We start from the raw sequence: 15316 nt of genomic DNA on the forward strand, positions 1-15316 counted from the left end.
ATAATAGCGGGTGCAAAAGACCTAGCCTGCCGCACGTTCCTCGGCTTTTTGGGCAAGGCTCTCAGCACGGGCCGCAAGCTCTTGCAGGGTGTCTGTGATGGATGGCGGGACAACCGCGACCTCAATCCGCTCGGGCTCAGGCGCCGGCCGGCCCTTCAGCTCAGCTAATTCTGCTTCCAACTCCGCGATTTTGGCATCTTGGGTTTTGGTCTTATCCTCAAGGGCTGCGGTTTTATCCGCCAACATCAGGCCAGCCATCAAAAGCATCCGCGCCTCAGGCAACCGTCCGATCTGTTCGATCAATACGTTCGCCTCAACGTCTAGCATGCCAGCTGCCGCCAACAGATAGCTTTCTTCGCCAACCTGACAGGCCACTTCAAACGTGCGGCCACCAACGGTGATATCAACAGTAGCCATTATGCTGTCTCCTCAATGATCGGGCGCAGATTGGTCAAAATCATATCCAATTCCGCACGGTCAGCTGCACGCGCCGCACGCAGCGCTGTTAACTCGGCCTCGGCGGATTGGTTGATCAGTTCTGCATCAGCCAGCCCCTGCTCATTGGCGGCCCGCAATGCAATGTTATTGTCACGCAATTGCTGGTTCGCCGCTTGCAGCGCTTGCACATCCGCACTGAGCCGCGCCACATCTGCGGTCATGTCCGGATGGGTATCCTGAGGTACCGGTTCGGCTTGCGCCGCCTCAAGTTGGGCAACGTGTGCAGACAGCTGCGTATTTTGCACTTGCGCAGCATCTAGTGCAGATTGAAGTGCGGCAACCTGCGCTTCTGCATCGCGGGCTTGGGCAATCGCGTTATCAAGTGCCGCTTGATCAATGGCGGCCTCGGCTGCAGGCTCAAGTTGAGGCTGCATTTGCGTACCACTTTCAATCGCGCGATCAATACGTTCAAGGGCCGCTTTTAGGCGCCGGTCAAGATCTTCGATGTCGCTCATCTGCTCGCATCCTTGTTTTTCTTATCGCCTCAATATCTTTGCTAAGATCACCGAAATTGCAAGCAATTCGCCAGTTTTTGCGCCCAATGCGGGCCTGCACGCTTGATATTCACCCCTCTGCGGCCTATCGGGAACGGAAATGCCACTATCAACGCCACTTCAAAGGAATTCACCCAGTGCCTGATACAAGCTTTGAGCCCATCGACATTGCAACGCTCGCCAGCGCGAACCCTGACCACTGGAAGAAAGCCGCCGCGATCCGCGCGCTTGCTTTGGACGGTGTTGCAGCAGCGAATTCCGGTCACACAGGCATGCCCATTGGCATGGCAGATGTGGCAACTGTGCTTTTTGAAAAGCACCTAAAGTTTGACGCAAAGAACCCTGATTGGCCGGATCGTGACCGCTTCATTCTGTCGGCGGGCCACGGTTCAATGCTGGTCTATGCGCTGTTGCACCTGACAGGCTACGAGGACATGACCCTTGAGCAGGTAAAAAACTTCCGCCAGTGGGGCGCAATCACCGCAGGTCACCCTGAGTTCGGTCACGCCAAAGGCGTTGAGACAACCACCGGCCCGCTTGGCCAAGGTATCGCAAACTCTGTCGGTTTCGCCATGGCGGAAGAAAGCCTGCGCGCGCATTACGGTAAGAAAGTCGTGGATCACCACACCTATGTTATCGCCGGTGACGGGTGCTTGATGGAAGGTATCAGCCAAGAGGCTATCGCCCTTGCTGGCCGCCAAGAGCTAAGCAGATTGATCGTGTTTTGGGACAACAACAACATCACCATCGATGGCACCGTTGAGTTGTCAGACCGCACAGATCAGGTGATGCGCTTCAAATCTGCCGGCTGGCACGTCCAAGATATCGACGGCCATGACGCAGCTGCCATTGATGCGGCTATTGTTGCGGCTAAGAAATCTGGCAAGCCCTCTATGATTGCCTGCAAAACCCACATCGCGTTGGGCCACGCTGCACAAGACACGTCCAAAGGACACGGCGCGCTTACGGACGCCGCTACAATGGCAGAAGCCAAAGCACGCTATGGCTGGACCACAGGTCCGTTCGAAGTGCCCGCAGATATCAAATCCGCATGGGAAGCCATCGGCAGCCGCGGCAACGCGGACTTCACCTCGTGGCAAGAGCGTTTCGTAACCCTTTCAGGCAGCAAGCAAGCCGAATTCAACCGCGCTTTTGCTGGTGACGCCCCCAAGAAACTATCTGCCACGATCAAGGCGCTGAAAAAGACTATCAGCGAAACAGCCCCAAGTGTTGCGACACGTAAATCGTCCGAGATGGTTCTGGCTGCGGTCAACCCGATCTGCAGCGAGACAATCGGCGGCTCAGCTGATTTGACTGGCTCAAACAACACAAAGACTGCCGATCTGGGAGTATTTGATACGGACAACCGCAAAGGCCGCTACGTGTATTACGGTATCCGCGAGCACGGCATGGCTGCGGCAATGAACGGCATGGCGCTACACGGTGGCATCCGCCCCTACGGCGGGACATTCATGTGCTTCACCGATTATGCGCGCCCCTCTATGCGCTTGTCTGCCTTGATGGGAATTCCGGTGACATACGTCATGACCCACGACAGCATCGGCTTGGGTGAAGACGGTCCAACACACCAACCGGTTGAGCATCTGGCCATGTTGCGCGCAACGCCAAACATGCACGTGTTCCGCCCATGCGACACAGTTGAAACCGCCGAAGCGTGGGAACTTGCGTTGAGCAGCAAAAAGACACCGGCGACCTTGTCGTTGACCCGTCAGAATTTGCCAACCCTGCGCACCGAACACAAAACCAAAAACCTTACATCCCAAGGGGCGTATGTTTTGGCTGATGCAGAGGGCAAGCGCCAAGTTATCTTGATGGCCACAGGTTCAGAAGTTGAGATCGCCATGGCAGCGCGGGATATTTTGCAAGCCGATGGCATCGGCACACGCGTTGTTTCCATGCCCTGCTTGGAGCTTTTCGCAGCCCAAGAGGAAAGCTACCGCAAGCGTGTACTGCCCGGTGGTCCGGTTCGCGTTGCCGTAGAGGCAGGCGTACAATTCGGTTGGGATCAATGGCTGAGCGGTGAGCGCGGCAAAGCAGCAAAAGCTGGCTTTGTGGGTATGGAAGGCTTCGGCGCCTCGGCCCCTGCGGAAGTGCTTTACGAAAAGTTCGGCATCACAGCACAGGCCGTGGCCGACAAAGCAAAATCACTTCTTTGATCGCATGACGATAAGCGCGGCATGTCTTGCGCTTTCGATCACACAACACACCGCGGCGGCCTCATCACGGGGTCGCCGTTTGTGATTCTATCGAACGGCGTAAATCGTATACAAATGCATACAAAACCTACTGCCGCCGTGCTTAACTTCACACACCACCGCATCCGTTAGCGCGACCCGTTAGCGCGAACAGACACCGCCAAGCCACCTTTATCGCTAACATGTTGATGCAAAACGCCTTTTGTCTTGGCCCCTGCCCCCAGACCCCCTAAGCCCATGGTAAGACGAGCCACTAACCAAAGGATCGGGTCATGACAGTTAAAGTAGGCATTAACGGGTTTGGACGTATCGGACGGTGCACCTTAGCGGCCATCCACGAGATGGGCCGTAACGATGTGCAGGTCGTAAAGATCAACGCCACTGGCCCGATTGAGACAAACGCCCACTTGCTTCGTTATGACAGCGTTCACGGACGCTATAACGGCACGATCACTACTGACGCCAATTCTATTGATCTGGGCCGCGGTCCGATTGACGTTCAAAGCACCTACAACCCGGAAGAGCTGGACTGGAGCGGCGTTGACGTCTTGATGGAATGCACAGGCAAATTCAACGACGGCCATAAATCCGCGATCCATCTTGAGCGCGGCGCCAAGAAAGTGCTGCTGTCCGCCCCTGGCAAACATGTAGATCGCACCATCGTCTACGGTGTGAACCACCGCGATCTAAAAGCGGACGAGCGGATGATTTCAAACGGGTCATGCACTACCAACTGCCTCGCCCCGTTGGCCAAAGTGCTGAATGACACTGTTGGGATTGAGCGCGGCATGATGACGACCATTCACAGCTACACAGGCGATCAACCAACTCTAGATCGCCGCCACAAAGACCTTTACCGCGCCCGCGCAGCGGCCATGGCAATGATCCCAACATCCACAGGTGCCGCCAAAGCATTGGGCGAAGTGCTGCCCGAGCTTGCCGGTAAATTAGACGGCACAGCGATGCGCGTTCCCACACCAAACGTATCAGCTGTTGATCTGACGTTTGAGGCGGGCCGCGACGTTACCGAACAAGAGATCAACGACATTATGGCCGACGCCGCAGCCGGACAAATGAGCGCCGTTCTGGCCTATGATGCGGAGCAAAAAGTCTCGATCGACTTTAACCACACGCCCCACTCATGCATTTTTGCGCCTGACCAAACCAAAGTTGTGCGTGGCCGCACTGTGCGCGTTCTGGCATGGTACGATAACGAATGGGCGTTCTCCGTGCGTATGGCCGATGTGGCAGGCATGATGGGACGCTTGGTTCACTAACCAGCGCCTCGGCCTTTTCCGCTTTTTTATAGCATGCCGGAGCGCCTGAATAATTAGGCGGCCGGCACGTGGCAAACGACAAATGACCAACAGGCTGGCGATACTTCTTGGTGCTGTGATCATCGGCGCCATCACATGGGACATCTTGCGTAACGATACTGCCGTCACCGTGTTTATGGCGCAAAAAGGGATCGAGCTTATCGAATACCTCGCTTTTTGGCGCTAATCTTTGCTCACAATTCATCACAAACGGGGTTCAGCCTTGACCTTTGGTCTCAACTCGTTTTGTTAGCGGTAACAAATGTCCGAACAGTAAGGGAATGGGTTCCATGACAATCAAAGTAGCCATCAACGGATTTGGTCGCATCGGTCGCAATGTATTGCGTGCCATCGTCGAGTCTGGCCGCACTGACATCGAAGTTGTTGCCATCAATGACCTCGGCCCTGTTGCGACAAACGCGCATTTGCTGCGTTTTGACAGCGTTCATGGCCGCTTCCCTGCGACCGTAACAACAACCGACACCAGCATTGACGTAGGCCGCGGCCCCATCGCCGTAACAGCAATGCGCAACCCCGCTGATTTGCCATGGGCACACGTCGATGTTGTCATGGAATGCACAGGCATCTTCACCTCAAAAGAAGCCTGCCAAGCGCACCTTGAAAACGGCTCAAGCCGCGTTTTGATCTCGGCCCCTGGTAAAGATGCGGACAAAACAATTGTATACGGCGTAAACGACGGTGAATTGACTGCAGATGACATCATCGTGTCAAACGCGTCCTGCACCACGAACTGCCTGTCCCCCGTTGCAAAAGTGCTGAATGACAGCTTCGGCATCGTCAAAGGCATGATGACAACCGTGCACAGCTACACCGGTGATCAGCCAACGCTTGATACGATGCACTCGGATCTCTACCGCGCGCGCGCAGCGGCGATGTCAATGATCCCTACATCAACAGGTGCGGCCAAAGCAGTTGGCCTTGTGTTGCCAGAGCTTGCAGGCAAGCTTGACGGCGTTGCAATCCGCGTCCCCACACCAAACGTATCGGTTGTGGATCTGACATTTGAAGCGGCCCGCGATGTGACTGCTGAAGAAGTGAACGATGCGATCCGCGCGGCTGCGGCCTCGGGCCCGCTTAAGGGTATTTTGGGCGTAACTGATGATCCGCTGGTAAGCATGGACTTCAATCACGACCCACATTCATCGATTTTCGCGACCGATCAAACCAAAGTCATGGACGGCAACATGGTTCGCATCCTGACATGGTATGACAACGAATGGGGTTTCTCGAACCGCATGAGCGACACAGCAGTTGCGATGGGCAAGTTCCTCTAAGACCACTGCATCGGATCAATGCAAAAAGCGCGTGTCCACCTTTGGATGCGCGCTTTTCTTTGTTTAAACGCGGTCTAGGCCAGCTTTTGGGACAGAGCCTCTGCAACAGTTGGTGTGACGAATTTGTTCACGTCCCCACCAAGACGCGCGATCTCTTTGACAAGCTTGCTTGCGATCGCTTGGTGCTGTGCCTCGGCCATCAGAAATACCGTTTCAATACTATCATCAAGCTGCCGGTTCATACCAACCATTTGATATTCATACTCAAAATCCGCAACAGCGCGTAGCCCGCGAATGATGATACCTGCTCCAACATCGTGGGCACAATCAATCAGGAGGTTCTCAAAAGGATGGGCGATAATCTCAACACCCGCTGCTTGCGCCAAGGGTGAGGTTTCCGCCTCGACCATCGCGACACGTTCCTCAAGGCTGAACATCGGTCCTTTATCACGGTTGATAGCAACCCCAATAACCAACCGATCCACAAGCGCCGCCGCGCGCCGGATAATGTCCATATGGCCCAATGTGATGGGATCAAAAGTGCCGGGGTAAAGTCCGATGCGCATAGGGGCCGCCTTGTCGTCAATTGTGAACCACATCTGCACCAAGCCGCCCCACATCCGCAAGCGGTTTATTGAGCAGCCTCGTTTGGGTATTGGCGGGGTCAGCTGGGTGCGGAACGGGGCTGCAACATAGGCTTTAAGTAGCGACCTGTGTGCGACGCTTCGACTTCCGCCACATCCTCGGGCGTGCCGGTGGCAACGACCGTGCCGCCACCGTCCCCACCCTCGGGGCCAATATCAATGATCCAATCCGCAGTCTTTACAACGTCCAGATTGTGTTCGATCACAACGACAGTATTCCCCGCCTCCACCAACTCGTGCAGCACTTCGAGCAGCTTGCGTACGTCTTCAAAATGCAGACCTGTTGTAGGCTCATCAAGAATATAGAGTGTCCGGCCCGTGGAGCGTTTCGCCAGCTCTTTAGACAGCTTCACGCGCTGCGCTTCACCCCCTGACAGGGTCGTCGCTTGCTGCCCAACTTTGATATAGCCAAGACCAACCCGCATAAGCGCGTCCATCTTCTCACGAATTGACGGCACCGCCTTAAAGAACGTCTGCGCATCTTCGACTGTCATGTTCAAAACATCTGCAATCGACTGGCCCTTAAACTTAATCTCAAGAGTTTCGCGGTTATAGCGGGCCCCACGGCACGTCTCACATTCCACGTAAACGTCAGGTAAAAAATGCATTTCGATTTTGATGACACCGTCACCTTGGCACGCCTCACAGCGTCCTCCCTTCACGTTGAAGCTAAAGCGCCCTGGTTTATAGCCACGCGCCTTGGCCTCGGGCAGTCCAGCAAACCAATCGCGGATTGGCGTGAAAGCACCTGTGTAAGTGGCCGGGTTACTGCGCGGGGTGCGCCCGATCGCCCGTTGATCAATATCGATCACCTTATCTAGGTGTTCGAGGCCACGAATGGTTTCACACGGTGCCGGCGTTTGCCGCGCACCATTTAGCTGCATGGAGGCCGTCTTGAACAACGTCTCAATCGTCAGCGTAGATTTACCGCCCCCCGACACACCCGTAACGCAGACAAACTTCCCAAGCGGGAAATCGACCGTCACATCTTTGAGGTTGTTGCCCGTCGCCTTGCGAACGGTAATTTTCTTTTTATTCCCCTTGCGCCGATCCGTGCTGTACGGAATTTCGCGCACACCCGTAAGGTACTGACCTGTCACAGATTTTTTGTTCTTCGCAATCTGCGCTGGCGTGCCTTTGGCAACAACTTGTCCACCGTGGACACCGGCCCCGGGCCCAATGTCAAAGACATAATCCGCTTCACGGATCGCTTCTTCGTCGTGCTCAACAACAATAACCGTATTGCCCTGATCGCGCAGGTTTTTCAGGGTCGTCAAAAGCCGGTCGTTGTCCCGTTGGTGAAGCCCGATAGAAGGCTCATCAAGCACGTAAAGAACCCCCGTCAGGCCCGATCCAATCTGACTGGCCAAACGGATCCGCTGACTTTCCCCGCCAGAAAGCGTACCTGCATTGCGCGACAGCGTCAGATACTCAAGGCCAACGTTGTTAAGGAACCCAAGACGCTCGCTGATCTCTTTCAGGATCGCTTTTGCAATCTCGTTCTTCTGTTTGCTCAACTCAGAAGGCACACTCTGGCACCATTCGAAGGCCTCACGGATGGACATCTGAACGACTTGCCCCACCTGCAGCCCTGCAATTTTGACTGCTAGCGCCTCTTCACGCAGACGGTATCCGCCACACGCGCCACACGGGCGATTGTTCTGGTAACGCTCGAATTCTTCGCGGACCCAAGAGCTATCTGTCTCGCGGTAGCGGCGCTCCATGTTAGGGATCACACCTTCAAACGTGCGGCTGACCTGATAGACGCGGCCGCCTTCATCATAACGAAAGCTAATCTCTTCCTCGCCAGACCCGCGCAAGAAAACCTGCTGCACTTTGGCAGATAGGTCTTTCCAGCGGGTGTTCTTGTCAAACTCGTAATGCTTGGCAATGGCCTCAATTGTTTGGAGAAAATACGGTGATTTACCTTTGCGCCACGGCGCCAGCGCACCATCATAAATTTTGAGCGTCGCATCAGGGACCACTAAGCGTTCGTCAAAAAAGAGCTCGTGCCCCAAACCATCACAGGCAGGACACGCACCAAACGGCGCATTGAATGAAAACAGACGCGGCTCAATCTCAGGGATCATAAAACCCGAAACAGGACACGCGAATTTTTCAGAAAACGTAAACCGTTCGGGCTCCTGCCCTTCGACAACGGCGGTTTCAAGAATGGTGATGCCATCAGCAAGATCAAGAGCGGTCCGAAAACTATCCGCGAGCCGCGTTTCAAGCCCTCCGCGGACAACAATACGGTCAACGACCACGTCAATGTCATGGCGGAACTTTTTATCCAATGTCGGAGGCTCATCGAGTTCATAAAACGTGCCGTCTACTTTGACGCGCTGAAAACCTTGCTTGCGCAGCTCCAGAAATTCTTTGCGGTACTCGCCTTTTCGGTCGCGAATAATCGGCGCCAGAAGATAACCACGGGTGCCCTCTTCCATCGCCATGACGCGGTCGACCATGTCTTGAACTTGCTGGGCTTCAATGGGCAGTCCTGTCGCAGGTGAATACGGCGTCCCGACACGGGCGAACAACAGCCGCATGTAGTCGTAAATCTCGGTCACCGTACCAACAGTAGAGCGCGGATTTTTAGACGTTGTTTTCTGCTCAATCGAAATGGCGGGGCTCAGACCTGAGATGTGATCAACATCAGGTTTTTCCATCATATCAAGGAATTGGCGGGCATAAGCACTTAGGCTTTCCACATAGCGCCGTTGCCCTTCCGCGTAGATCGTATCAAACGCCAAGCTAGATTTACCAGAGCCAGACAGACCCGTGATTACCACCAATTGGTCGCGCGGAATATCAACATCAATGTTCTTGAGATTGTGCTCACGCGCGCCGCGTACTTCGATATTTTTCAGCTCTGGCATATCGCCCCCTTAAGTCTGAATTAATACATAGGCGGCGTGGTCAAAACGGCCAAGGGAAAAATGTGAACGAAAAGTGAACGTCAGTTCTGCGGGGCAACAATCTTTGCAGTCATCCAATAGATTAGACCCAAACCAATCGCGCAGGCCCCCATGATGACGACCCATAGGCCCGACATTCCTGCGCTCAGCATTGTAAACGCAAACACCGGCGTGCCCAGTGTGGTGCCGATATTTCCCATCTGTGACAACGCCCCCGCGGCCATTGATCGGTCACTTGCAGAGGGGTTCAACGACGGGATCGCAGCAAAACACGCAGCAGGCACAATGCCCAAACCGAACGCCAGCAGATAAATCATCCAATCTACGCCCGACCACACCGCCAGCCCCGCAAAAACGATCCAAACATACCCTACGGCCGCCAAAGTATACGGGGCAACACGGCGGGCGACCCAGCCTGTGGTGAACGTGGCAACAAGGCTAATCAGCGGAATAATTTGAAACAACTCAGGACGTTCAAGCATGACAGGGAAAAACGTGATGATGGCCAAATATATGAACGTGTACGCCCCGAAAGCCAGCGCAGGGGCCATGACGGGCGGGCTGCTGTAAATGGCAACATGAGTGCCCCAAAACGCAATTTTTCCCGGTGTTGCGGGAACAACCGGCAAACTCCAAATCAATACCCCACAAATCACCGCAAAACCCAGACCGTGGGCTGCAAAGACCAATCCCACACCACCGGCTTGCATCAGTGGCGGCACCACGAGTGCTACAGCCGCAAAAGATGCTCCAAAAAACATGGCCCATAAGCTCATCGCGATTGGGCGATCACGGCCATTGGTCACCGCCGCCATCAGCGTTGGACCTGCAACCACTATGCCCAAATGGGTGAGCCCTTCGAGCAGTCGCAACACGATCATGCCCGCAAACGGCGGCAACAACGCCTGAAGGATAGATATAATCGCGGCAATACCTGCCGACCAGATGAACACGCGCGTCGGGCCGGCCCTCGCAACAACGGCCCCGCTTATCACGCCCAAAAAGATGCCCAAAAAACCAACGAGCGAGACAAAAAACGAAACGCCAGCAATGTCAGTGCCGTAGAGTTCAGCCAATGGGGCAAGGGTCAGAGAAATTTTGCCAAACTGAGCCGCGGCAAAAAGCCCTGTGACAAACACAAGTGCTACCAACGTCCAATCACTTTGCTCGGAGGGCGCGCTTGCCTGCGCAATGTTCATTTTCATGACGTTGAAATGACAGGGGCGGCTGCAAACTGCAACCGCCCATCAGACGTCTCAAACGAAAGGGTCAGACTTTAAAAATGGATCGCACGACCATAGGCGTCCAGCACGCTTTCATGCATCATTTCGGACAGCGTTGGATGCGGGAAAACTGTTTCCATCAGGTCTTCTTCAGTGGTCTCCAACTTGCGGCCCACTACATAGCCTTGGATCAGTTCAGTGACTTCTGCACCGATCATATGTGCGCCCAACAACTCGCCCGTTTTTGCATCAAACACGGTTTTGACCATGCCTTCTGGTTCTCCGAGTGCGATGGCTTTGCCGTTGCCCATAAACGGAAAACGTCCCACTTTGATATCATAACCAAGCTCTTTTGCTTTGGCCTCAGAATAACCAACTGATGCGACTTGCGGGTGACAATAGGTACATCCGGCAATTGTTTCAGGCTTAATTGAGTGAACTTTTTTGCCCGCAATCATTTCCGCGACCATAACGCCTTCATGGCTGGCCTTGTGCGCAAGCCATGGGGCACCTGCGATATCACCAATCGCAAAGACGCCCTCAACACCCGTGCGGCAGAATTCATCCGTAACGACATGGGTGCGGTCGATCTTTACGCCCAACTTCTCAAGGCCAAGGCCTCCCACATTTCCAACAATTCCGACTGCAGAAATGACCGTATCGAACTCTTCAGTTGTAACTTTCCCACTATTCTCTATATGGGCAACAACTTTTCCTTTGCCGCGGTCAAGTTGTTTGACGATGGTCTTTTCACGGATTTTCATCCCCTGTTTCTCAAATTGGTTCTTCGCAAAAGCGCTGATTTCGGCATCCTCAACGGGCAATACGCGGTCCATCACTTCTACTACAGTCGTGTCCGCGCCAAGCGTGTTATAAAAACTCGCAAATTCGATACCTATCGCGCCAGATCCGATGACCAACAATTTCTTTGGCATGCGCGGTGGTGTCAGTGCCGTTTTATATGTCCAAACGAGATCACCATCCCCCTCGAGACCCGGCAATTCACGCGCCCGTGCACCAGTCGCAAGGATGATGTTCTTGGCCGTTAGGTCTTGCACACCTTTGTCAGTCTTGACTGTCACTTTGCCTTTCGCAGGAACTGACGCCTCGCCCATGATGACAGTTACTTTATTTTTCTTCAGCAGGTGACCAACGCCACCAGCCAACTGCTCCGCAACACCGCGGCTGCGCTTTACGACCGCATCAAGATCATAATCGATGTTGCCCGCAGACAGCCCAAACTCTTTGGCGCGGTGCATCAAATGGAAAACCTCGGACGAGCGAAGCATCGCTTTTGTCGGGATACACCCCCAGTTCAGGCAAATGCCGCCCAGGTGCTCGCGCTCAACAACTGCGACGGACAACCCAAGCTGCGCGCCGCGGATAGCAGCCACATACCCGCCCGGGCCAGCACCAATTACGATTAAATCAAAGGACGTCGCTGCCATAATAATGTCTCCGGCAAATATAGTTTAACGCTAAACTATATTTATTCGCCAGAAATCGCAACACTCTCACGCGGATTGTGAATGAGGACTTAAGCCACTGAATTTCCGTGATTATCCAGCGATTGCGCGGACAGCCGCACCATATCCGCCCTCCGCCTCAAACGCTTCTTCGTGAACTGAGTAAGCTCTATCAAGGGCTGCGTTGCGGAAGGGGAAGCGACCAAAGCGGCGGATAACGTCGCGGTGCGCCCGCGCGTGCAGTAAATTATCTGCACCAGTCTCTGGCATCCGCGTCATGATCAATCGCACAGACCGCTCCTGATCGCACAGGTTTTCCGAATGCATCAAAGGCAGGTAGAAAAACTGGCGCGCTGGCTCGTCGATTTTCATATCCCAGCCTTTGTTCAAAGCGGCCTTTGCAGCGGCTAAGGCCATACGGTCACTGGCAAATGCCGGGGCAGTATCGCGAAACATATTTCTGGAAAATTGATCCGCAAGAATAATATAAGCAAGTGCCCCACTGGGATAGGTCAGCCACATAGACATCCCACCAGCCATCATTTCATCCCACGCGGGTTTGAATTTCAGGCGAACTTTGGCATCAAGTGCCTCTCCCCCCGCGTACCAGCCCTTTTCGCCAATTTCATCAAGCCAAAAAGAAAGAACGGTCTCTGGTGAGGTCATGACGCTACTCCTATGCATGCCTGTTACCAAACCGTTACTGTAATAAAAGAACCGCACAACCCCCTTGTGCGCAATCTTTCTACTAATCTCCACTACAGTGATGCATTTAGGCCGCAGGAGTTTCCGTTGCGGCACTTTCCGCCTCTTCCAGCTCTGCTTCGATGTAGATTTCTTGGGCGACCTCAACGGCCACGGGACTGGCCGTGGCCAAAATGGGCGAGTAAGGCGTCGCTTCGTCCACATCGAACGTTGATGCGCGTTGGGTCATTCGGAAACCTGCGTAGGCCGCGAGCCCGAGCAACAGAACTGCCACAAACAAGAAGAACCCTTCAGGTCCAACCAGCCCCATCATCCAACCCGTGATCAGCGGCCCCGCGATGGCGCCAATACCGTTAATGAAGATCAAACCACCACTAGCAGCCGCCATGTCTTCATGCTCCAGAAAGTCGTTCGTGTAAGCAATCAACAACGCATAAAGTGGGTTAGACATGCCCCCAATAATGAAGCCGGCCCCCAGAAGAAGGACAAACACATCATCATAAAGAAAGCCCGCAAAACCGCCCAGACCACCGAAAACAGAGACAGCAAGGATCAAAACCCGCCGATCCATCCGGTCAGAAAGCCAGCCAATTGGGTACTGCAACAACAGGGCCCCTAGATAAATCGCCGTCACAAAAATTGAAATTTCAGCAACCGTCAGCCCCCGCTCGGTGCCGTAAACCGCGGCCATCCCAAACTGTGCGGAGAACACGCCCCCCATCAAGAACATGCCGACACAGCCCAATGGCGAAATGCGCGTCAGCTCACGTAAAGTCATAGGTTTGGTCGTTTCAAATGCAGGCGTCGGGCTAACTGACAGCAAAATTGGCGCAAAGCTAATGGAAACCAACACAGACGGAATGATGAACAAAACAAAACCCGATGGATCGCCAGTCAGCAAAATACCTTGTGCGGCCACAATGCCGAACATCTGCACGATCATATAAAGCGACAGTGCTTTGCCGCGGTGCGCGTTATCTGCGGAATTATTCAGCCAGCTTTCCGCAGTCACATACACACCAGAAAAGCAAAACCCGATCACAATGCGGCCAAGCGCCCACGCAACGGGATGCGGAAAAGCCGGATAAAGGATCAAAACCGCCGAGATAAAACTTGCAAGTGCAGCAAAGACCCGAACGTGCCCCACACGGCGGATCATCTCGGGCGCCATTTTGGAGCCGCCCAGAAAACCAACGAAATAGCACGACATCACGATGGACATTTCGAACGTGCCAAAACCCTCAAGGCCGCCGCGCACACCAAGAAGCGTTCCCTGAAGGCCGTTGCCCACCATCAGCAGCATCATTCCGAGCAAAAGTGCCCACGACCCTTTAAAAACTTGTAGCATGACGCCCCTCTCTTTACACAGTGCTGCCTTTGAGGTTCGCCCTATCTGAGTCGCGTCAACAATCAACAATCAAAATAGACATTTAGTGTCGTTTTAGAAGCTTCGTTGCATGCAAGCAGCGCCGTTCTAACCGTTCGGCAATAAAAGCGAGCTGTCACCGTAACTGAAAAATCGATATCCCGTGCGCACTGCGTGGTCGTAAATTTCTACGATCCGCTCTTGCCCCATCAGAGCTGATACAAGCATCATCAGCGTAGACTTTGGCAGATGGAAGTTTGTCATCAAGCCATCGGTGATCTGAAACTCAAAACCGGGCGTGATAAAAATGTCCGTCTCGCCCCGCCATTCCGCCAAAGTGCCGTTTTTTGCTGCACTTTCGATTAGCCGAAGCGCTGTGGTTCCAACGGGAATGACGCGGCCGCCCTTTGCCTTTGTCTGATTGATCTCGGCTGCAGCACTTTTGGTAATTTCGCCCCACTCCGCGTGCATTTTATGATCTGAAATGTCGTCAACTTTGACGGGCAAGAACGTGCCCGCCCCCACGTGAAGCGTTACTTCGGTAAATGTAACGCCCTGTGCGGCCAGCGCTTCCAACAAAGGTTTATCAAAGTGAAGCGAGGCCGTCGGGGCCGCAACGGCGCCGGTATGGCGCGCAAACACCGTTTGATAATCCGTCTTGTCCTGTGCATCTGCCTTCCGCTTTGCCTCAATATAAGGCGGTAAAGGCATGGCACCGGCAGCGTTCAGCGCCGCGTCAAAGTCATCGCCAGTAAGATTAAACTCCAAAATCCCCTGACCGTCGGCCTTAGCGGTAAGTGTCGCGGTGAGATCATTAGTAAATACGACAACTTCGCCTACCGCAACTTTGCGCAAAGGCTTAATTAGCGCCGACCATCCACCATCGGGCTGTGGTGTCAACAATGTCACCTCAATCTTAGCACTCACTGGCCCCTGCTCAGCATCCCGCGTCCGTGTCCCCGTCAAACGCGCTGGAATGACTTTGGTGTTGTTCAAAACCAAGCGGTCACCTTTGCGCAGGTATTTGGTCAAATCTGAGACCCGCGCATCCGTAATGGTGCCTGTGTTTGGGCCGCTGGCCACCAACAACCGCGCGCTTGTTCGAGGCACCGCAGGACGTGTTGCAATCAAATTGTCCGGCAAGTCAAAGTCGAAATCAGAAAGTTTCAATTTGT

The 15316-nt window shown here is 54.1% G+C and carries 13 protein-coding genes; 4 read left to right on the top strand and 9 right to left on the bottom strand.

The window, feature by feature from the left end; all coding sequences use genetic code 11:
* Positions 1-21 precede the first annotated feature (21 nt).
* Both ACTF5M_RS05045 and ACTF5M_RS05050 read right to left on the bottom strand, forming a co-directional pair.
* A complete protein-coding gene (locus tag ACTF5M_RS05045; RefSeq protein WP_048599080.1) occupies positions 22-417 on the bottom strand; it encodes a cell division protein ZapA in 396 nt (131 codons plus the stop codon).
* Positions 417-953: a hypothetical protein gene (locus tag ACTF5M_RS05050; RefSeq protein ID WP_438959982.1), complete on the bottom strand. Its 537-nt coding sequence runs from the start codon at positions 951-953 to the stop codon at positions 417-419. Before ACTF5M_RS05050 ends, ACTF5M_RS05045 begins: the two co-directional genes overlap by 1 nt.
* Before the next feature lie 200 nt (positions 954-1153).
* Here ACTF5M_RS05050 and tkt point away from each other — a divergent pair, with 200 nt between their 5' ends.
* The 4 genes from tkt to gap (ACTF5M_RS05070) all read left to right on the top strand — a co-directional run bounded on the left by tkt (position 1154) and on the right by gap (ACTF5M_RS05070) (position 5819).
* A complete protein-coding gene (gene tkt / locus ACTF5M_RS05055) occupies positions 1154-3169 on the top strand; it encodes a transketolase (RefSeq protein WP_438960018.1) in 2016 nt (671 codons plus the stop codon).
* A gap of 311 nt (positions 3170-3480) precedes the next feature.
* On the top strand, positions 3481-4485 hold the full coding sequence (gene gap, locus ACTF5M_RS05060) for a type I glyceraldehyde-3-phosphate dehydrogenase (RefSeq protein ID WP_438959983.1): 1005 nt from the start codon (positions 3481-3483) through the stop codon (positions 4483-4485).
* An 82-nt stretch (positions 4486-4567) separates the two neighbouring features.
* On the top strand, positions 4568-4711 hold the full coding sequence (locus tag ACTF5M_RS05065) for a hypothetical protein (RefSeq protein ID WP_438959984.1): 144 nt from the start codon (positions 4568-4570) through the stop codon (positions 4709-4711).
* Positions 4712-4814: 103 nt separating this feature from the next.
* Positions 4815-5819 carry a type I glyceraldehyde-3-phosphate dehydrogenase gene (gap, locus tag ACTF5M_RS05070; protein WP_438959985.1) on the top strand — a complete coding sequence of 335 codons (1005 nt, stop codon included), beginning with the start codon at positions 4815-4817 and terminating at the stop codon, positions 5817-5819.
* 74 nt (positions 5820-5893) lie between these two features.
* Here the strand turns inward: gap (ACTF5M_RS05070) and coaD are convergent, their stop codons facing one another.
* From coaD to queA, 7 genes are all read right to left on the bottom strand, one after another.
* Positions 5894-6385 (bottom strand): pantetheine-phosphate adenylyltransferase, encoded by a 492-nt coding sequence (gene coaD, locus ACTF5M_RS05075; RefSeq protein ID WP_438959986.1) that lies wholly within the window; start codon positions 6383-6385, stop codon positions 5894-5896.
* A 98-nt stretch (positions 6386-6483) separates the two neighbouring features.
* Positions 6484-9342 carry an excinuclease ABC subunit UvrA gene (uvrA, locus tag ACTF5M_RS05080; RefSeq protein WP_438959987.1) on the bottom strand — a complete coding sequence of 953 codons (2859 nt, stop codon included), beginning with the start codon at positions 9340-9342 and terminating at the stop codon, positions 6484-6486.
* An 80-nt stretch (positions 9343-9422) separates the two neighbouring features.
* A complete protein-coding gene (locus ACTF5M_RS05085) occupies positions 9423-10586 on the bottom strand; it encodes an MFS transporter (RefSeq protein WP_438959988.1) in 1164 nt (387 codons plus the stop codon).
* Between the two features lie 71 nt (positions 10587-10657).
* Entirely contained in the window at positions 10658-12052 is a 1395-nt protein-coding gene (gene lpdA, locus ACTF5M_RS05090; protein WP_438959989.1) for a dihydrolipoyl dehydrogenase, read from the bottom strand.
* Between the two features lie 111 nt (positions 12053-12163).
* Positions 12164-12736, bottom strand: a complete 573-nt coding sequence (locus ACTF5M_RS05095) for a DUF924 family protein (protein ID WP_438959990.1) — start codon at positions 12734-12736, stop codon at positions 12164-12166.
* 106 nt (positions 12737-12842) lie between these two features.
* Positions 12843-14123 (bottom strand): MFS transporter, encoded by a 1281-nt coding sequence (locus tag ACTF5M_RS05100; protein ID WP_438959991.1) that lies wholly within the window; start codon positions 14121-14123, stop codon positions 12843-12845.
* 126 nt (positions 14124-14249) lie between these two features.
* Positions 14250-15311 (bottom strand): tRNA preQ1(34) S-adenosylmethionine ribosyltransferase-isomerase QueA, encoded by a 1062-nt coding sequence (gene queA / locus ACTF5M_RS05105; protein WP_438959992.1) that lies wholly within the window; start codon positions 15309-15311, stop codon positions 14250-14252.
* Positions 15312-15316 lie beyond the last annotated feature (5 nt).

Source organism: Nereida sp. (genome assembly GCF_965655635.1).
GTDB lineage: Bacteria > Pseudomonadota > Alphaproteobacteria > Rhodobacterales > Rhodobacteraceae > Nereida.